This window comes from Staphylococcus gallinarum, from assembly GCF_029774255.1.
GTDB classification, from domain to species: domain Bacteria; phylum Bacillota; class Bacilli; order Staphylococcales; family Staphylococcaceae; genus Staphylococcus; species Staphylococcus gallinarum.
The window spans coordinates 1,427,734-1,447,997 of the sequence record NZ_CP069082.1 but is presented as its reverse complement, the minus strand read 5'-3'; the positions used below and the strand labels follow the sequence as shown (position 1 = coordinate 1,447,997).

20 protein-coding genes are annotated in these 20,264 nt (G+C 31.7%); 6 read left to right on the top strand and 14 right to left on the bottom strand.

Annotation, left to right across the window (positions count from 1 at the left end; genetic code table 11):
* Window positions 1-104: 104 nt before the first annotated feature.
* Genes JN168_RS06825 through JN168_RS06815 form a run of 3 tightly spaced genes read right to left on the bottom strand, consistent with a single transcriptional unit; the run spans window position 105 to window position 2,101 of the window.
* Window positions 105-842, bottom strand: a complete 738-nt coding sequence (locus JN168_RS06825) for a pseudouridine synthase (RefSeq protein WP_042738631.1) — start codon at window positions 840-842, stop codon at window positions 105-107.
* Window positions 835-1,377, bottom strand: a complete 543-nt coding sequence (scpB, locus tag JN168_RS06820) for an SMC-Scp complex subunit ScpB (protein WP_042739027.1) — start codon at window positions 1,375-1,377, stop codon at window positions 835-837. Before scpB ends, JN168_RS06825 begins: the two co-directional genes overlap by 8 nt.
* Window positions 1,370-2,101 carry a segregation and condensation protein A gene (locus tag JN168_RS06815; protein ID WP_042738630.1) on the bottom strand — a complete coding sequence of 244 codons (732 nt, stop codon included), beginning with the start codon at window positions 2,099-2,101 and terminating at the stop codon, window positions 1,370-1,372. The genes scpB and JN168_RS06815 overlap by 8 nt, the downstream gene beginning before the upstream one ends.
* A gap of 92 nt (window positions 2,102-2,193) precedes the next feature.
* Between JN168_RS06815 and JN168_RS06810 the strand changes: the two genes are divergently transcribed.
* Window positions 2,194-2,703: a DUF309 domain-containing protein gene (locus JN168_RS06810; RefSeq protein ID WP_042738629.1), complete on the top strand. Its 510-nt coding sequence runs from the start codon at window positions 2,194-2,196 to the stop codon at window positions 2,701-2,703.
* Between the two features lie 86 nt (window positions 2,704-2,789).
* Here JN168_RS06810 and xerD read toward each other — a convergent pair whose 3' ends face one another.
* From xerD to JN168_RS06795, 3 genes are all read right to left on the bottom strand, one after another.
* Window positions 2,790-3,677: a site-specific tyrosine recombinase XerD gene (gene xerD, locus JN168_RS06805; protein ID WP_042738628.1), complete on the bottom strand. Its 888-nt coding sequence runs from the start codon at window positions 3,675-3,677 to the stop codon at window positions 2,790-2,792.
* 42 nt (window positions 3,678-3,719) lie between these two features.
* Window positions 3,720-4,166 carry a ferric iron uptake transcriptional regulator gene (fur, locus tag JN168_RS06800; RefSeq protein ID WP_042738627.1) on the bottom strand — a complete coding sequence of 149 codons (447 nt, stop codon included), beginning with the start codon at window positions 4,164-4,166 and terminating at the stop codon, window positions 3,720-3,722.
* 103 nt (window positions 4,167-4,269) lie between these two features.
* A complete protein-coding gene (locus JN168_RS06795; protein ID WP_042738626.1) occupies window positions 4,270-4,812 on the bottom strand; it encodes an NUDIX hydrolase in 543 nt (180 codons plus the stop codon).
* Between the two features lie 207 nt (window positions 4,813-5,019).
* On the opposite strand from JN168_RS06795, the gene JN168_RS06790 reads away from it, so the two are divergent.
* Window positions 5,020-5,934, top strand: a complete 915-nt coding sequence (locus tag JN168_RS06790; protein WP_042738625.1) for an aldo/keto reductase — start codon at window positions 5,020-5,022, stop codon at window positions 5,932-5,934.
* A gap of 101 nt (window positions 5,935-6,035) precedes the next feature.
* Here JN168_RS06790 and JN168_RS06785 read toward each other — a convergent pair whose 3' ends face one another.
* Window positions 6,036-6,794 carry an SDR family NAD(P)-dependent oxidoreductase gene (locus JN168_RS06785; protein WP_279526258.1) on the bottom strand — a complete coding sequence of 253 codons (759 nt, stop codon included), beginning with the start codon at window positions 6,792-6,794 and terminating at the stop codon, window positions 6,036-6,038.
* A 143-nt stretch (window positions 6,795-6,937) separates the two neighbouring features.
* Between JN168_RS06785 and proC the strand changes: the two genes are divergently transcribed.
* A complete protein-coding gene (proC, locus tag JN168_RS06780; RefSeq protein ID WP_042738623.1) occupies window positions 6,938-7,753 on the top strand; it encodes a pyrroline-5-carboxylate reductase in 816 nt (271 codons plus the stop codon).
* A 648-nt stretch (window positions 7,754-8,401) separates the two neighbouring features.
* On the opposite strand, the gene rnz is transcribed toward proC, so the two are convergent.
* Window positions 8,402-9,322: a ribonuclease Z gene (gene rnz / locus JN168_RS06775; protein WP_042738622.1), complete on the bottom strand. Its 921-nt coding sequence runs from the start codon at window positions 9,320-9,322 to the stop codon at window positions 8,402-8,404.
* Window positions 9,323-9,473: 151 nt separating this feature from the next.
* Between rnz and zwf the strand changes: the two genes are divergently transcribed.
* Both zwf and JN168_RS06765 read left to right on the top strand, forming a co-directional pair.
* The gene (gene zwf / locus JN168_RS06770) at window positions 9,474-10,958 is read left to right on the top strand and encodes a glucose-6-phosphate dehydrogenase (protein ID WP_042738621.1); all 1,485 of its coding nucleotides are present in this window, start codon (window positions 9,474-9,476) and stop codon (window positions 10,956-10,958) included.
* A 353-nt stretch (window positions 10,959-11,311) separates the two neighbouring features.
* Window positions 11,312-12,175: an AraC family transcriptional regulator gene (locus JN168_RS06765; RefSeq protein ID WP_042738620.1), complete on the top strand. Its 864-nt coding sequence runs from the start codon at window positions 11,312-11,314 to the stop codon at window positions 12,173-12,175.
* 249 nt (window positions 12,176-12,424) lie between these two features.
* On the opposite strand, the gene JN168_RS06760 is transcribed toward JN168_RS06765, so the two are convergent.
* From JN168_RS06760 to JN168_RS06745, 4 genes are all read right to left on the bottom strand, one after another.
* Window positions 12,425-14,077, bottom strand: coding sequence for a glycoside hydrolase family 13 protein (locus JN168_RS06760; protein ID WP_229367229.1), 1,653 nt, complete (start codon window positions 14,075-14,077; stop codon window positions 12,425-12,427).
* 16 nt (window positions 14,078-14,093) lie between these two features.
* On the bottom strand, window positions 14,094-15,089 hold the full coding sequence (locus tag JN168_RS06755) for a LacI family DNA-binding transcriptional regulator (RefSeq protein ID WP_107642349.1): 996 nt from the start codon (window positions 15,087-15,089) through the stop codon (window positions 14,094-14,096).
* A gap of 300 nt (window positions 15,090-15,389) precedes the next feature.
* Complete coding sequence (gene gndA, locus JN168_RS06750; RefSeq protein WP_279526257.1) at window positions 15,390-16,799, bottom strand: NADP-dependent phosphogluconate dehydrogenase; 1,410 nt, start codon at window positions 16,797-16,799, stop codon at window positions 15,390-15,392.
* A gap of 82 nt (window positions 16,800-16,881) precedes the next feature.
* Window positions 16,882-18,012, bottom strand: coding sequence for a M20/M25/M40 family metallo-hydrolase (locus JN168_RS06745; RefSeq protein WP_042738616.1), 1,131 nt, complete (start codon window positions 18,010-18,012; stop codon window positions 16,882-16,884).
* Between the two features lie 213 nt (window positions 18,013-18,225).
* On the opposite strand from JN168_RS06745, the gene prli42 reads away from it, so the two are divergent.
* The gene (gene prli42 / locus JN168_RS06740) at window positions 18,226-18,324 is read left to right on the top strand and encodes a stressosome-associated protein Prli42 (RefSeq protein WP_157946403.1); all 99 of its coding nucleotides are present in this window, start codon (window positions 18,226-18,228) and stop codon (window positions 18,322-18,324) included.
* Window positions 18,325-18,611: 287 nt separating this feature from the next.
* Here the strand turns inward: prli42 and JN168_RS06735 are convergent, their stop codons facing one another.
* Complete coding sequence (locus tag JN168_RS06735; RefSeq protein WP_042738615.1) at window positions 18,612-19,604, bottom strand: aromatic acid exporter family protein; 993 nt, start codon at window positions 19,602-19,604, stop codon at window positions 18,612-18,614.
* Window positions 19,605-19,614: 10 nt separating this feature from the next.
* Window positions 19,615-20,052: a bacilliredoxin BrxB gene (brxB, locus tag JN168_RS06730; protein WP_042738614.1), complete on the bottom strand. Its 438-nt coding sequence runs from the start codon at window positions 20,050-20,052 to the stop codon at window positions 19,615-19,617.
* Window positions 20,053-20,264 lie beyond the last annotated feature (212 nt).

Sequence of the window (20,264 nt, the reverse complement as noted above, 5' to 3'; positions counted from 1 at the left end):
TACATTCACAATTATAGCATAGGTTAACTTTGAAAAGTACAAATGAACGAAAAGTTTGTGAATTTTTTCTCATTCGAATTATTTTGTCAAAAATATTTCAAAGTTTATTTACCGTGTTCAGCAATTTGACGAATGACTTTTACTTCGTGCGGAGTTAAAACACGACCTTCACCTGCATTAAGCCCTTTCAAATTTAATGGACCAAATTCAATTCGTTGTAATTTACTAACTTGATGTCCAAAATGTTCGAACATACGACGAACTTGTCTATTTCTACCTTCAGTAATCGTTATTTCAACTAAAGTTGAGTTCTTTTCTTTATCTTGGTTTTTTACTTTTACAATTGCAGGTTGTGTTTTACCATCCTCTAATTCAATACCTTGCTCTAATGCTTTTACCTCTTCTCGCATTAAGTAACCTTTTAATTTTGCAACATACTTTTTCTTGATCTTGTATCTAGGGTGTGTCATTAAATTTGTAAACTCACCATCATTCGTTAATAGCAGTAAACCTGATGTATCATAATCTAATCTGCCAACAGGATATATTCTTGTTTCAATTTGTTTGAAGTAATCGGTTACTACCTTTCTTCCTCTATCATCAGATACACTCGTAATCACTTGCGATGGTTTGTAGAATAAAATATACAGTTTGTCTTCTTGCTCTAATTTAATACCTTCTACTTCAATTGTATCTGAATTTTTCACTTTCGTACCTAATTCCGTTACGACTTCACCATTTACTTTAACCTTACCTTCACTGATAAGTGTTTCAGCTTTTCTTCTTGATGTATAACCACTGTTAGCTATACGTTTTTGTAATCTCTCTAATTCTTTACTCATTATTTTCTCCTTTTTGATTTACCAAATTACTGAAAAATGCTTCGATTTCTTCGTCCTCTTCATCAGTAGTCGGTAAATCATCTAAATGTTCAATTCCAAATACATTTAAAAATAGTTCGGTTGTATATAGTTGCTGACTTCTTGAATCTTTTTCGTCTTTTGCTTCGATTAAACCTCTTGCGATCAATGTTTTAACTGCACCATCGGAATTAATACCTCTAATCATTTCAATATCACTTCTTGAGAGTGGTTGGTTATAGGCGATTATGGATAGTGCTTCCATTGCGGCTTGAGATAGTTTCATATTAGACTTATGTTCTACAAGTGCTTCAATATATTCAGCTGCTTCTTTTTTCGTTGTTAATACATAAGTTTGTCCGAAATGTTGAATGACAAGACCTTCTGAGTGGTAGTTATTAATTAAAGTTTGTAACTCACTTAGTGAAATGTCTAATATTTCAAGCAGTTGCTTCTCTTCTAAACCTTCATCTCCAGCAGTGTAGAGTAATGCTTCTAATATACCTTGATTATCCAATGCCATAGTTGACTCCTCTTAATATGTTGATATCTTCAAAACTTTTTTGTTGTTCAATATTGACTATACCAGATTTAGACATTTCCAATATTGCTAAGAAATGGGTTACTACCATTTCAATTGGTTCTGAGAAATTAAATAGACTGAAGAAGTTGAATGATTGTTGTTGTTGCAGTCTTTCATGAACCTGTGTGGTTGCTTGTTGAATCGTAAAGGTTTCTTTCTTTATTTCGACTGTTTTTGGTGTGTTAAATTCGACACGGTTTTTGACCTTTTGATAAGCAATTATCAGTTCGGTTAAATCAATGGTGTTATCCGAACTCATTAATTCATTTGTTTCTAAATGTGATAAGTCTGTAGGGTGTTTAGAGTAGAATGCAGCCCGATTTACCTTTTTATCATTGAGCAATTCAGTGTATTCTTTATAATTTTGGTACTCAATTAAACGACCTACTAAATCATCACGCGGATCGTCTTCTAATGATTCATCTGCTTCAGGCTGTGGTAAAAGCATTTTACTTTTTATCATTAATAATTCAGAGGCCATCACTAAATATTCACTAGCAACATTAATTTCTAATGAATTCATGGCGTGAATATATTGCATGTATTGTTCTGTTAATGCTTTCATTGGAATATCATAAATATCTATTTCGAATTTTTGAATAAGATGCAATAATAAATCCAATGGTCCATTGAAAGCATCTAATTTTACTTCATACATTTTATCTACCTCATATAGCAAGTTAAGTGCGTATTTCACTAAAATATTATAGCATGTTTATAACAAACATTTAAATTTGGAGCGGTTCTTATATGGAAAAAGCACTACAACAATTTTATTATCAATTTCATACCAAGCAACATTATTTTCTATGTCATGATATTCTAGAGGATGCTTGGAAAGAAAACCCACATTTTTCAAAAAAAGATGCGGTCGTCAGTTTAATTTTATTAACTACAGGTTGTTATCATTTTCGTCGTAACAACTTTCAAGGAGCTAAAACATCGTTTGACAGAGCATTGAATGTTATACAATCTAGTCATGACTGGCAAATGCTAGGTTTGAATATTGAGCAATACATCATATTATTAAAACATTTAAAGCAAGCAGCAAAAACACATCAACCATTTCTTCCGGTACACTTACCATTACAAGATGAAATGCTCCATTCAATACAAACCACTTTTACAGACTTTTACTTTCGAGAAACGCTCATTGATGATAGTTATATCGTAAATCACCATTTAGAAAGAGATCGGACAGAAGTGACTGATGCACGAAATAAAGCACTTATTGAACGACGTTTTAACCGAGAATCATAATATATTTTAATCAAATACACAACATGACATAACCTTATAAACAATAAAACACAGATTAGTTCATTAAATGATAAACTAATCTGTGTTTATGCACGTGGATGAAATTCGTTATACATTTTACGGATTTGTGATTTAGATACATGTGTATAAAGTTGCGTTGTAGAAATATCAGAGTGTCCTAACATTTCTTGTACAGCTCGTAAATCTGCACCGTTTTCAAGCAAGTGTGTAGCAAACGAATGTCTCAGCGTGTGCGGTGTTAATGTCTTATTAATATTGGCTTTAATACCATTTTGCTTTATCATCTTCCAAATGGCTTGCCTTGATAATGGTTTTCCATGCATATTTAAAAACAATACTGGTGTGACTGTTCTTTTTAATAGTTGTGGACGTATGTTTTCAATATAATGAGTTAAGTATTCAATAACCGCTTCACCCAACGGCACAATACGCTCTTTATTTCCTTTGCCGAACACCTTAACAAACCCCATAATTAAGTTAACATCATCTAACTCTATATGAATTAATTCTGATACCCTCATCCCCGTTGCATATAACAATTCCAACATTGTTCTATCACGGTAACCATTATTTTTTGATAAATCAGGTGTCTCTAATAAAGCTATCACTTCATTGATTTCCAACACGTCAGGTAACTTTTTATCATATTTCGGTGTTTCAATTAAAACTGTAGGGTCTTTAGCAGCATATTTTTCTCTCAGTGCAAATTGGTGAAAACTGCGAACAGTTGAAACAAAACGTGCTAAAGACTTTGAAGATGCACCTTCATCATGCAATGAACCTAAACATTGCTGGATGGTCTGTCTATCAACAAAGTCAATGTGAGTAATTTTGTTTTCATCTAAATAATTTGCATATTTTGTTAAGTCACGTTTATAAGCGCCTATTGTATTTGTACTAAGCCCTTTTTCTAATTGGATGAACCTTAAATATTCTTCGATTATGGTATTCATTGACTCACCCCTATCATTAAAATTAAACAGGATGAAAATTCATTATTTACCTTTAGCTTGGCATTCTGAACAAACGCCATGAAATGTTAAACGATGATCTAAAATTCTAAAGTTAAAATCACTTTCAACTTTTTCTTCTACTGCAGGTAATAAATCTTCCTCTATTTCTTCAACTTTCCCACATTCCATACATACAAGATGATGATGAAAATGTTTCGCACCTTCTTTACGTAAATCAAAGCGTGCAACGCCATCCCCGAAATTAATTTTGTCTACAACCTTTAGCTCTGCTAATAATTCTAATGTTCTGTACACAGTAGCTAAACCTATTTCAGGTGCTTTGTCTTTCACTTTTAAGTATACATCTTCAGCGCTTAAATGATCTTTCTCGTTTTCAATTAACACTCTTAATGTTGCTTCTCGCTGTGGAGTTAATTTATATGATGATTGTTGTAATTGTTGCTTCACGCGATTTAATCGTTCTTCCACGGAAGCCTCACTCCCCTACTAATAATTATAATCATTTTAATTTACAATATGATACATATATAAAATACCAGTAATTGATAAAATTAGCAAGTTTGTTCATTCCTTATTTATAATCATTATAATTAAGCAAGATATGTTGTAAAGCAATAATTGTTTTTGCATCCTCTAAAGATCCACTTTTTAGTAAGTCAGAAATTTCATTAATGTGAACACGATCTAATTCAATAAATTCATCATCATCAAGGTTCATGTGCCCTTTTTTCAAATCTTTAGCAAAGTAAATAGATAACTTCTCATTAGAAAAACCAGGTGAACCATACATTTCATATATGAGTTGCAAATGATCAGCGATATAGCCTGTTTCTTCTTCTAATTCTCTTTTAGCTGCTTCAATGCGATCTTCTCCACTTTCAAGTTTTCCGGCGGGGATTTCTAACATTGTTTTTTCAGCAGGTTTACGAAATTGCCTTACTAATATAATTTCATTGTCCGGTGTTAATGCACAAACAGCAACTGCACCATTATGAAAAACTAATTCTCTTTTTGATGTTTGACCATCTGGGAGTTCTACATCATGTACTTCCAAATCAATAATTTTTCCGTTATATATATGTTCCTTCGCTATAGTTCTCTCGTAAAATTCCATTATAATCACGTTCCTTTTATTTTAAGTATCTACCTGTTAAGATATAGTCGGTAGCTCGTACGGTTAATTGTATTTGAATTGTGAATAACCACTATACAATTGCATTAACAAACAAGCTAAAGCAATAAATAGTGATATCAATCTACTTGCATATAATTGATAAACACGCCATATTCTATGATTTAGTGTATCGAAAGGAGCAATAACATGCAAAAAAATGTCTTGAAAAGTGGTTTAGAAATTTCAGAAGTAGGACTAGGATGTATGAGTTTAGGTACAGATTATAAAACGGCAGAACCTATAATCGATAGAGCTATTGAACATGGTATTACATATTTTGATACTGCGGATATGTATGACAAAGGTATAAATGAACAAATCGTTGGCAAAGCATTAAAAAAATACCAACAACGTGATGATATTGTTATCGGAACAAAAGTAGGTAATCATTTAAAAGAGGATGGTTCAACATTTTGGGATCCATCTAAAAAACACATTAAGTATGCTATTAAATCATCTTTAAAATCATTAGGTTTAGACCACCTAGATCTTTATCAATTGCATGGAGGTACTATTGATGATCCACTAGATGAAACGATTAGTGCATTCGAAGAATTAAAATCAGAAGGTCTAGTTCGTGCTTATGGTATTTCTTCTATTAGACCTAATGTAATTAATTATTATTTGGAACACAGTAATATAGAAACGATTATGAATCAATTTAATTTAATTGATAATAGAGTTGAATCTTTGCTTGATGCAATACATGCCAAAAATGTAAAGATACTTGCTAGAGGCCCTGTTTTCAAAGGTCTATTGACTGCTAATAGTAACAATGCATTAGACAAGAAATTTGCTGAAGGTATTTTTGATTACAATTATCAAGAGTTAGGCGAAACAATTGCATCAATTAAAGAAATTGAAAGTAATTTAACTGCCTTAACCTTTAATTACTTGACCTCACAACAGTCACTTGGTTCAATTATTGTTGGTGCAAGTAGTATAGAACAATTAGACGAAAATATTAAAAATTATAATTTAGCGAAAGATATTGGCTTTGAAACTTTAAAAGCTGCACGAGGTAGAGTGAAAAATTTAGAATACACGCAACACCTTAATTAAACAGAAAAAAGAGTTTATGTCATGTACTTATAACTGTGTTCGATCCAGCATAAGTTTCTACGCATAAACTCTTTTTTTGTTATGTTTAATAAACATTATTGTTATATTTTATTTTTAAAAAAACTTGAGAAATGCTTTTCTATGAATCTTGGTGTAAGCTGGTACAGTTTAAGCATAAATGACATCCACAGCGGTTGATTGATTTCTTGTCGTTTTGACTTCATAGCTTTAAATATGCGATCAGCTAGTTTATCGGGATTTATCATGATTTTGTTGTAACGTTTCGCATAATTTAGTGAAGGATCCGCTTTTTGGTGAAATGGTGTATTGATTGGTCCAGTATTTACCGTTAAAACATGGTAATTGGGATGTTCTAATCGAATGGCATTTAATGTTTGATAAAATGCTGCTTTTGATGCACCATAATGTGCTGCATTAGCTTGTGTAACAAAAGCAGCTTGACTACCTATGCCTACGATGATTGGATATTTATTGAAAAATGGTCTAATTACTTCTAACAAAATGTTGAAACTTATAATATTAAGCTGATATGTCTCAAGCATTTCTTCAGTTCGATGTGCTTCAATTGATTTGAAATAACCTAGTCCAGAACAATAAATTAAACCATCAATTTTTTGTTGTTGAAGACTTTGCGTAATATGATAAATTTCTTTCTCAGACTGTAAATCACATTGTATGATTGATAATCGATCTGTATGATATTGAGCGACAAACTGATTTAATTTTTGGGGATTTCTAACCAGTACAGTTACATTGATATCATTAGCTAATAACTTTTTTAATAATGCTTTACCTAAGCCGCTTGTACTTCCTGTTAATATAAAATGTTTCCCTTGCATCGTTTATCCCTACCTGTTTTTGTCTTTATAAATAGTATAAATGATTATAATATTTTCTGTCATTATTATAATTAAATGATTAGCCATAATTCTAAACTATGTTAATATGATTACATAAAACAAAGAGGAAGTGGGAATTTTACATGAAACTTGTATTTTATGGTGCCGGTAATATGGCTCATGCAATTTTTACAGGAATCGTTAACTCAAAAGTAATAGACTCAAACGATATTTATTTAACAAATCGATCAAATGAGGATGCTCTGAAATCATATGCTGATGAATTAGGTGTCAATTATAGTTATGATGACGCAGCATTGTTAAAGGAAGCGGATTATGTTTTCTTAGGAACAAAGCCATATGATTTTGATAATTTAGCAGAACGAATTAAACCATATGTTACTGATAGTAATAAATTTATTTCAATTATGGCAGGTTTACCAATTAGTTATATTAGAGAACAACTTAATACAGAAAACCCTGTTGCTCGAATCATGCCAAACACGAACGCACATGTTGGTCATTCTGTGACAGGTATCAGTTTTTCAAATAATTTTGATCCAAAATCTAAAACTGAAGTTGATGATTTAATTAACTCATTTGGTTCAGCAATTGAAGTTTCTGAAGATAATCTACATCAAGTAACAGCGATTACTGGTAGTGGACCGGCCTTTTTATACCATGTATTTGAACAATATGTGACAGCTGGTACTAGACTTGGATTAGAGAAATCACAAGTCGAAGAATCTATTCGAAACTTAATTATTGGGACAAGTAAAATGATTGAACGTTCTGATTTAAGTATGGAACAATTACGAAAAAATATAACTTCAAAAGGTGGTACAACACAGGCAGGTTTAAATGCGTTATCTAAATACGACTTAGAAAGTGTATTTGAGGATTGTTTAAGAGCTGCCGTTGATAGAAGTGTAGAACTATCAAATCAAGATGATGATTAATCCTTACATCAATTCTATCGATAAGTTAGCAAGTTATTATTTATTTGCTTTATCTTTAAGTAATCGATTTTAATATTGATTTAATAAAAATAATTCTATCGGGATATATTCCTTAATAGCAGCCAACTCGAAAGTGAAAACTTTTTGGTTGGTTGTTTTTATTCAATAATTTTGTATTGATATGTGATGATCATTATAAAAATAAAGCTTTTGATGCCGTATTTAAAACTTGTTACAATTGTAATCAATTGCACTATTGAAGCCATATATTTATAGTTTGTTTACCTAATGTAATGCGATGAATCGTTACTTTGTCTCTTATACTACCCTGTCCAGTGCTTCGCCGATAATAAATAATACATATTGAGTAATGACACATCATATGTATCAATGTTAATTGGACGAGTAAATTATCTTTGTAAAGCAATTCTGTACATATTGAATCATTTCAGAAATGTATTATAGATAGTTAAAGAACAGATCGCTACAGATCGCTAAGACATTTAATTCCCTATAGTAGAAAACAGACCTTAACTATTGCTTTTTACTAGTTAGGGTCTGTTTTACTTGAGTTAATCTTATTGTAAAGCATTATATTTGTTTTGCTAAATATGCTATAACGATTGAATCAATTATTCTTATTGTGAATTAGAATGACCAAGTATCGAAGTCTTTAACAAATTTAAATGGTGGTGTATCACTTTTAGTCTTTAATAATTCACTAATTGATTCAACTTCTTCTTGTGTGTATCTATTACTTATATGCGTGATTAAACTATACTCCACATTTGCCTCTTTAATTAAATCAAAGACATCATCAATATGGCTATGATGATAATTATTGGCTAAATTTTTATCCCCTTCTATATAAGTACTTTCGTGAACCATAACATTTGCATTACGTGCTATAAGTAACTCGTTGTTACATGGCATTGTATCTCCAAATATGGCAGCTACAGGTCCTTGTTTTTCATCACCTTTAAATTGACTAGAATCATAAATCTTTCCATTATATTCAAACGTCTCATTATTTTTTACTTCTTGATATTTTGGACCTGGTTCTAATCCAATTGATTTCAAGGCTTGAACGTCAATTTTCCCTTGTGTAGATGGTGCTTCTACTCTATAGCCAAAAGAAGTAATACCATGATTTAATAAATGTGCTTCAACATTGAATCCATTATGCTGGTATGAAAGATGATTTTCAATTTCTATGTAAGTGATCGGATAGTTTAATCTGGATTCTGATAATCGTAATGTCGTCTCTACAAATTCTTTAATTCCTTTTGGACCTACGACAGTAAGTGGTAGTCCTTCTCCGCCTTGGAATGAACGACTGGATAGCAATCCAGGCAATCCGAAAATATGGTCACCATGCATATGCGTTATAAAGATATGATCTACCTTACCTAATTTAATTGAATGGTGAAGTATTTGATGTTGTGTAGCTTCACCTACATCAAATAGCCAAATATTATTTGAATATGGTTCTAGATTTAGTGCAATGGCTTGAGTATTTCTTTCTTTCGTTGGTAGACCTGCACTTGTGCCGAAAAATGTTATTTCCATGCATATGCCTCCTCTTCTTGTTCACATTTTATCATAGAAAAGATAAAAAAATATAATAATTTTTGAATGCTTTTAAGCAAAAATGTATGAACATTGTTAATTATTGTTCTATAATGAAATCAGATTTATAAAAAGAATTGAGGTTTTGAACTTGAATACTAGAAATAAAGACATTCCATGCTTAATAACTATCTTTGGAGCAACTGGTGATCTTAGTCACAGAAAATTATTTCCATCATTATTCCATTTGTACCAACAAGATAACTTAAATGAACAAATTGCTATAATTGGAATTGGAAGAAGAGAATTAACGAATGATGATTTCCGTAGTCAAGTGAAATCGTCAATTCAAGAACACGTTAAAGATACAAAACATCTTGATAAGTTTATGGAACATGTTTTTTATCATAAACACGATGTAAGTGACGAAGCGAGTTACCAATCATTATTAGAAGTAAGTAATAACTTGGATAATGAGTTTAATTTACAAGGTAACAGACTCTTCTATCTTGCAATGGCACCAAATTTCTTTGGTGTAATTTCTGATTACTTAAAATCTTCAGGCTTGACTGACACTTCAGGCTTTAAACGCTTAGTAATTGAAAAGCCATTTGGTACAGACTTAGAGTCAGCTGAAAAACTAAATGAACAATTACGACGTTCATTTAAAGAAGAAGAGATTTATCGAATTGACCACTATTTAGGTAAAGATATGGTGCAAAATATAGAAGTATTAAGATTTGCTAACGCTATGTTTGAGCCATTATGGAATAATAAGTATATTTCAAATATACAGGTTACTTCTTCTGAAGTATTAGGTGTAGAAGATAGAGGTGGCTACTATGAATCTAGTGGTGCACTCAAAGATATGGTACAAAACCATATGCTACAAATGGTAGCGCTACTTGCAATGGAGGCACCGATCAGTTTAAATAGTGCTGATATTAGAGCAGAGAAAGTCAAAGCACTTAAATCATTACGTAAATTAGAAGCTGAAGAAGTGCGCCATAACTTTGTCCGTGGACAATATGATGAAGGTGTAATTGAAGGTCAAAATGTTAAACGTTATCGTGACGAAGATCGCGTTGCTAGTGATTCTACAACACCTACTTTCGTATCTGGTAAATTAACAATTGATAATTTCAGATGGGCAGGAGTTCCATTCTATATTAGAACAGGTAAACGTATGAAGAGTAAAACAATTCAAGTCGTAGTAGAATTTAAAGAAGTACCAATGAATCTTTATTATGAAACTGAGAAAAAATTAGACTCAAATTTACTTGTGATTAATATTCAACCAAATGAAGGCGTATCACTACATCTTAATGCTAAGAAAAACGTTCAAGGCATTGAAACAGAACCAGTACAATTATCATATGCAATGAGTGCACAAGATAAAATGAATACAGTTGATGCTTATGAAAACTTATTGTTTGACTGTTTAAATGGTGATGCGACAAACTTCACACATTGGGAAGAATTAAAATCAACATGGAAATTTGTTGATGCAATTCAGGAAGAATGGAATCAAAATGAACCGGAATTCCCTAACTATAAATCTGGTTCAAATGGTCCTTTAGAAAGCGACTTATTGTTAAGCAGAGACGGTTTCCATTGGTGGGACGATATCCATTAAAAGATTGATAAAGAGTTAATAAAAGCAGTTCAAATTTATTTAAGTTTGAACTGCTTTTTTATATTACATAAATTCATGGATATGCTTTAGGAGCTATTATGTTAATGTAAAATTTCATATAGGTTGTTGCTTTTTTATTCAATATATAATGTGTTATGATTTAGTCTATTGAGAAAGTTTATATAAACTGTCCTTTTAAATTACATTTTACCCTATTTAAAATTTTTAAGATGTAAGTATACAAATAATGATGTAAAATATAAGTATTAAAGTACATGTGTTTTATTTAAAAAGAATAAACAAATGATTTAAGAAAGTGCAAATAGTTAATTGGGAATTAGGAGTGAAAGTTTTTGGACGTTATCAAGCAAATACAACAGGCAATTGTTTATATTGAAGATCATTTGCTAGAGCCTTTTCATTTGCAAGAACTTAGTGATTACGTTGGTCTTTCACCATATCATCTAGATCAATCATTTAAGATGATTGTAGGACAGTCGCCAAGTGAATATTCAAAAGCGAGAAAAATGACCGTAGCAGCCAAAGAGTTACTAAATGGTTCTGCTCGGTTAGTCGATATTGCTAAAAAATATCATTATACCGATACAAATGCTTTTGCTAATGATTTTAGTGACTTTCACGGTATATCCCCTATTCAAGTGAATACGAAGCGTGAGGAATTAAAATTAGTTCCGAGATTGTATATTAAATTAACAACGACTGATAAAGCGCCATATCCGTATAGATTAGAGAATACACCAGAACTATCCTTGGTGGGTTATGCTAAATTTATACCGGCAAATGAGCTTGAAAATCCATATAAAGTACCTGATTTTTTAGAAGATTTACTAGTAGAAGGCCACATTAAAGAATTACAAAGATATAATGATGTTGGGCCACATGAACTATATGTCGTGAACTGTCCATTAGATTATGGTATGGAAATTTTTGTAGGCGTTCCTAGTGAACGATATCCAGCGCATTTGGAAAGTCGGTTTTTGCCATCTCGTCAATATGCGACCTTTAACTTACAAGGTGAAATTGACTACGTGGTAAATGAGGCATGGCATTATATTGAAACAACAATGCAAATGTCACTACCCTATGAATTTAATAGTTTGTATGTTGAAGTGTATCCTTTTGATATTTCTTTTGATGACCCATTTACGAAGGTTCAATTGTGGATGCCAGTAGATCAAGATAATGAATTTTATTAACTTTGTTGTAGCGTGTTAAAACATTCTAATTGTTAAAACTAAAAATCAAATCAAAATTATAGCTATATCATTTGTTAATTTATTTCCGCTGCTTTACAATACTCTAAACTGTTAGCCTAAACAAACTGATAAATTTATGCCCTTGGTTAGTGATGTGTATGAATACGTAAATAAAATGCAGGCAAAGACATATTTATTGTGTCTAGCCTGCATTTTTAGTATTGTGTTTCAACTGCAAATGTTTCTTTATTATTTTACTTCAATTACACATGCTTCGTAAGGTCTTAACTGAGCAAAATTAAGGCTGTGTTCTTTATAATTATGTAATAACACTTCCCATTCAGTAACATCAGTCGTTAAAGTCACAGAAGTTGTTTGATCAGTTAAGTTACCAATGACAATAACTTTTTTATTATTATAAATTCTTGAATAAGCAAAAACATCAGGGTTATCTACATCAACCAGTTTAAACTGGCCATATGTGAATAATTCATCAGATTTTTTTAATTGAATGAGTTGCTTATAAAAATTTAATATGGAATCTTTATCTTGCTGTTGTTGTGCAACATTTATAGTTGTATAGTTTGGATTGACTGGAAACCATGGTTTATGTTCAGAAAAGCCTGCATTGGTAGAATCATCCCATTGCATTGGTGTTCTAGAGTTGTCTCTGTTTTCCATTTTATGTTTATGTAGTAGCTCTTCTACGTTACCACCTTGTGATTTAACAATATTATATTCATTTACTACAGCTACATCGTTAAATGTTTCTATTGATTCAAAAGGATAATTGGTCATACCGATTTCTTGTCCTTGGTAAATAAAAGGCGTCCCTTGCTGTAAAAAATATACAACAGCATGACTTGTTGCCGATTCATACCAATATTGTTGATCATCTCCCCAAGTGGAAACACGTCGAGGTTGATCGTGATTTTCAATAAATAAAGCATTCCAACCTACATTTTCTAATTTGTACTGCCAATTCGATAGTACTTGCTTATAGGAAGAAACATCAAACTGTACATCGCCAGTATTCCATAATCCTAAATGCTCAAATTGAAAAATCATATTAAATTTACCTTCTGATTCTCCAACCCATTGTTCAGCATTATCTGGATCTACACCATTTGCTTCTCCAACAGTCATGATATCGTATTTATCTAAAGACTGTTCTTTCATTTCTTGTAACCACGATTGTATACCTGGTTGATTCATATCAACGTCAAAAGCTGGTGCATACGTTTTACCAGCAGGCACTGTTAAATCACCTGCTTCAAATGATTTCTTGATGTGTGTAATGGCATCTACTCTAAATCCATCTATGCCTTTATCAAACCACCAGTTCATCATTTTAAATACTGCATCGCGTACTTCTTTATTTTCCCAATTTAAATCAGGTTGCTTTTTACTAAACAGGTGAAAATAGTATTGCTGTGTTGAGTCATCATATTCCCAAGTTGAACCATTAAAGATACTTTCCCAGTTATTTGGTTCTGTACCATCTGGTTTACCATCTTTCCATATATACCAATCCCTTTTAGGATTATCTATGCTAGATTTAGATTCAATAAACCACGGATGCTCATCAGAAGTGTGATTTACAACCAAATCTAAGATTAATTTCATACCACGTTGATGTATGGCTGCGAGTAATTCATCAAAATCTGCCATTGTTCCAAATTCGTCCATAATTTCATGATAATCACTGATATCATAACCATTATCATCATTTGGAGATTTATACATTGGACTTAGCCAAATAACATCGATGCCTAAATCTTGTAAATAATCTAACTTGGCAATTAAACCTTGTAAATCACCAATCCCATCATTATTTGAATCGTTAAAGCTTCTTGGATATACTTGATAAGCTACTGCTTCTTTCCACCAATTTTTCATCATTTACATTCTCCTTTTATTAGTTTGTTGAATAACGTTGTACAATTCGTGTAGGTATTATATTTTGACATTGATAACGATTAACGTTTTCTAGCTTGTTCGTTAACAGCCGTACCGCTGTTTGCCCTAATTGTTCTGGGAGGACGTCAACAGCTGTTTGTGGCGGAGATGCATAGGCATTTAGAAATGAATCATTAAATGTTGCTGTTTTAATATCTTCTGGTATACGTATATTTAATTCATATAAAACACTAATAATCATCATATTGAGCATAGTATCAGTAGTAATGATTGCAGTGAATTCATGCATTTTAAAAAGTTCGATTAAACTTAATTTAATTGCAGTTCGATCCAAGTCTATTTTATGAACATGAGGTGTTAAATGTTCATGAAACATAACTTGACGATATCCTTTTATACGATCCTTAAAGACCTCATAATCACTTTGTTCAGTTAAAAGTAAAATCTTGTCATGTCCTTTATTAACCAAATACTGTGTTAAATCTTCAGCTGCAGCAATATTATCATTATCGACATATAAAGTTTTTTCACTTGTTAATGGCTTTCCTACTATTACATAAGGACATTGTTTATCAATTAATAATTGTTCAATTACATCATTTTTTCTTGAATATAATAAGATAAAGCCTTCAATATATTGCGACTGTATTAAACGCTGGACTTCTATCATTAATTCCTGCTCAGTTGTACTTGTAGTCACTATTGTTAAATAAGCGTGATTATCACTATAACGATGTATACCGGTTAGTACATCAAGTAAAAATGGGTTCTGTTTAATTGAATCACCACCACTTTTTTGTATAATACCAATGGTTTTAGAACGCTTTGTAACTAAAGAGCGTGCCATTTGATTAGGAACATAATTTAATGCTCTCATACAATCATGCACTTTTTGAGTAGTTTCCTTACTTATACGAGTATTACCTTTGATAACCCTAGACACTGTTGAAGGTGAAACATTAGCCATTATAGCCACATCTTTGATTGTTGCCATCACAACACTCCTATCCCTAATTGAAACGCTTACATGTATAATCTTATTTTATTGTATTTATGTGAACAATGTCAAAAGATTTGTGCAAACGTTTGCGCATTGACATGATATTTTTATAACTGATTTTGTATATTATTAAGTGATTATTTCCATTTAAAATAATTAAAACGCCAATCCCTATTAGCTTTAAATAGGAATTGGCGTTTATTTATTTACCGCAAAGTTATTAATGAATACAATTATTCAGTTACTTTATTATGTTCTATAATAACATCGCAGTATATTAAATTAATAAAGTGCTTATTCTTCAATCCATTGTGTATGGAACACACCTTCAATGTCTTTACGTTCGTAAGTGTGCGCACCGAAGTAGTCACGTTGTGCTTGGATTAAATTTGCTGGTAAATCTTCAGAGCGGTAACTATCATAATAGTTAATACTAGCTGAGAAACCAGGTGTTGGTACACCATTTTGTACACCTGTAGCAACTACGTCACGTAATGCTGATTGATAATTTGTAACAATATCCTTGAAGTATGGATCTAATAATAAGTTACGTAATGATTCATCATTATCATAAGCATCTTTAATTTTTTGTAAGAATTGTGCACGGATGATACAACCTTCTCTCCAAATCATAGCTAAGTCGCCTAATTTAAGGTTCCATTCATTATCATCACTTGCTTTTCTCATTTGTGCAAATCCTTGTGCATATGAACAAATCTTACTCATATATAAAGCTTTACGGATTTTTTCTAAGAATTCTTCTTTGTCACCATCAAATTGAGAAGCTGGACCATTTAATTGTTTAGATGCATTAACTCGTTCTTCTTTAATTGAAGAAATGAAGCGAGCAAATACAGATTCCGTAATAATTGTTAATGGAATACCTAATTCTAAAGCGTTAATTGAAGTCCATTTACCTGTACCTTTTTGGCCAGCAGTATCTAAAATCTTTTCAACAAGAGGACCGTCACCTTTATCATCTAATTTACCAAAGATGTCACCAGTAATTTCTATTAAATAACTAGAAAGTTCTCCAGCATTCCAATCTTTAAATGTTTTAGCGATTTCTTCGTGTGACATACCAAGTAAATCTTTCATCATAGCATAACTTTCAGCGATTAATTGCATATCTGCATATTCGATACCATTATGTACCATTTTCACATAATGACCTGCACCGTTTGGTCCAATGTATGCAACACATGAAGCGCCATCTTTGGCTTTTGCTGAAATTGCTTCTAAAATATCGCTAACCTTATCAAATGCTTCCTTTTGACCGCCTGGCATTAATGAAGGTCCAGTTAAGGCACCGACTTCTCCACCAGATACGCCCATTCCGATAAAGTTTACGCCACTTTCTGCAAGTGCTGTATTACGACGGATAGTATCTTGATAATTTGTGTTACCACCATCGATTAAGATATCATCATTATCTAATAATGGTAATAAACTGTCGATTGTCTTGTCAGTTGCAGGACCAGCTTTAACCATTAATAAAATTTTACGGGGTTTTTCTAATGAATTTACAAATTCTTCAATTGAATATGTTGGGTGAATGTTCTTGCCTTCAGATTCTTTAACCATCCCTTCTGTCTTTTCAGAAGAACGGTTATATACTGCAACATTATAACCACGAGATTCAATATTCCAAGCAAGGTTCTTACCCATTACTGCTAAACCTACTACACCAATTTGTTGTGCCATTTTACTTACCTCTCTTTTACAAAGTTTTCTAGTTCATTGTATCATAAAGCATATATAATAATCACTAAATCAGTTTTCAGATTTATTTGTTATTTGTAACTATTTCTATAATTTTTAATATTTGCTGGCTCAATTGATTTAATGAAGTTATTGGCATACGTTCTGATGTTGTGTGTATATTTTCATATCCAACGCCTAATATCACAGTAGGTATACCTAAACCATTAATAATATTCCCGTCAGAGCCACCGCCTGCAATGATTGTATCTGCAGCTAATCCTAATTGAATTGCACTTTCTTTAGCAATCTCTGTTACTTTAGCATCTTCAGCTACTTTAAATCCTGGATAACTTTTTGTAATCTCTATATCAGCATTTGTACCATAACGTTTAACGGTATTTTCAACTACTGATTTCATATGCTCAATTTGTTGTGCAATGCGTTCATCTGAATGAGAACGTGCCTCTGCTTTTAATGTAACTTTATCGGCAACAATATTTGTAGCAGAGCCACCTTCAAATCGACCAATATTAGCTGTTGTTACTTCATCTATTCTACCTAATTTCATGTCACTTACTGCCTTAGCAGCAATGTTAATTGCACTTATTCCTTTGTCAGGTACACTAGCATGCGCAGTTTTTCCATAAATCGTCGCATCAAATTTCATTTGTGTTGGAGCACCTACAACTGTAGTTCCAACAGGTGCACTGGCATCCACTGCGTATCCAAAATTTGAATCTAATAAATCTGCAGGCAATGCTTTAGCTCCTTCTAATCCAATTTCCTCTCCCACAGTGATTACAAATTGAAGTTGTCCATGAGGTAGCTTATTTTCATGAATAACAGCTAGTGCTTCTAAAATTGCAGCTAATCCTGCTTTATCATCTGCTCCAAGAATGGTAGTACCATCTGAATAGATATAGCCATCATCTTTTATTTGAGGTTTAATGTCTATACCTGGGACTACAGTATCCATATGACTTGTAAAGTACACCTTATCAATTTCTTTATTGTCGATTGTGCTTGGTAGTGTACAAATCAGATTATTTGCGCCTAAGTTTTGATTTTGACTCGCTTGATCTTCAACGACTGATAAACCTAGTGCTTCAAACTTACCTTTTAATTGAGCTTGAATATGCCCTTCATTACCACTTTCAGAATTAGTCTGAACAAGTTCTAAAAATGTATCTAATAATCTTTGTTCGTTAACCATAAATATCCCCTACCTGTCATTTAATACATTTTTTATGTATGTTAATAATTTATATAGTTAAGTGTAACGAATTATTTCGGTTTGCAAAACAAATATGATTGTTTGTATCATTTTCGGTTTTGAAAAGTACATATAATATAGTTGTTAAGTATTGTAGAATTTCGTATATTTGGATAAAATATGAGTTAATACAATATATTTGGAGGAATTATAGTGAGTAACAATAAAGTGTTAAGAGTTATTATTATTGTGATGCTAATTGCTGTTGTGCTTGCATTAATATTAACTAGTGTCGTACCATTAGTAAATTAATCATTAGCGTTATCTGTTTTATATATTTTTTATTATTAAAGCCATAAATAATACAGCCTTTATAAACTGTGCTATTTATGGTTTTTGTTTTCTTCATTTTTGATAATAAATCATAAAGTAATATATCAAATCATAAATTTTAAAGATAGCAAGTTCGCAGTTATACAAAAATCAGCACGATAAAAAGCCTCCATAAGCGTATTTATTCATAGAGATCGCTGTTGTGGAGGCTTTTTAATGTAACAATAATAATTTGTAATTTATTTATAGTTATGAAATTTAATTATTTAGTTAGTGACAGTGTTCGTACCATTGTGGTATTTTAACGAACCAAACTGCGATTTTACAACTAAGTATTCCTCTAATTCATTTAATAATTGTAATAAACTAGCGCGCGTTCTAAACATTTCTCTAGATGTAGGTAAATCCAACTGATTTAACTCTATCCTAATCTCATAAAGTGAATGTAAACGTAATGCCGTATAATCATTACTATTCACATTGTGCGCAACTTCAGCTAAGAGTTGTGATAATTGATCCAGTAAGCAATCTTTCATTTCAATACTTTCAATCATTAATGCAATTCTACGCATTAAATCTAATTGTTCTTCTCGCATATCGAAATAGTGATAGTAAGAATTTTCATTTCTGACAAAATGATTTTTGACGTCTCTAAAGGCGATTGATTTTGCTTTTTGTATCGTTAATTGTAAATCATCAAACGGGATATTTAATGTTTGATTAGGTACTTTACACTTTTCACTAAATGTTTCAAAAATTTGAGTGTATTGATCTTCGATTTGCTTTTTGAAATGCTTTAACGTACCATCCAGACTTGGCATGATTAAATTCATTAAGAAGGCAATTCCTAAACCTACAATAAGTAACAGAATTTCGTTAACAAATAAATGCACATCAATTGTTTTGGCATTAAAAACATGTAATAAAATGACACAACTTGTCACAACACCCTCTTGGACTTTAAATACCACAGTCAAAGGAATAAATAATAATACAATTAAACCTAATACTACTGCATTTTGTCCTAACAAACTAAATATGACTGAACCAAGAATTAGAATCATAAAACAAGATACAAAACGGGACACGATTGCTTGAAGCGAATGAACCTTCGTATGTTTAATACATAAGACTACTAATATAGCACTTGAAGCAAAATTATCAAGCCCAATTAGTTTAGCAATTATTATACCAAGTGCCATCCCAATCGCTGTCTTAATCGTTCTAAATCCGATTCGATATGGATTTAAACGTGACATGAATATTCCTCTATTTCTCTTCGCAATAAGTATCGAATAAAGATTGTAATTGGTTGATTACGTCCATTACTTCATGACCTTCAATTTGATGACGTTCTACCATTTTAGTGATTTTGCCATCTTTAATAAGTGCGAATGAAGGACTTGATGGAGCATAACCTTCAAAATAATCTCTCGCTTGTTGTGTAGCTTCTTTATCTTGACCTGCAAATACTGTAACCAAGCGATCAGGTAAATTATCATAATGTAGTGCATGTGCTGCTGCTGGTCTAGCAATGCCACCTGCACATCCACACACTGAGTTCACCATTACTAATGTTGTACCATCTTGTTGTAGTACACTATCTACCTCTTCAGCAGTTGTTAATTGTTCATAACCTGCTGCCTCAATTTCATTTCTTGCTTGATTAACAACATCTGTCATATATAAATCAAAATTTAAATCCATTTTTAACGTCACCTTTCATTTCAAATTAAGTACTTATATTCTACATATATATCTATTATACTTCAACAGCTGTGTTTATAGTATTTTAAAAATTGAATATTTTATAACTTTAGTGAATTTTGCTATAATCTTCGCAATTGAAATAACTTGATATCGAAAATTTTGTGTTACTTAATTTCACATCACTAAATATTGCAATTAAATATTTAATG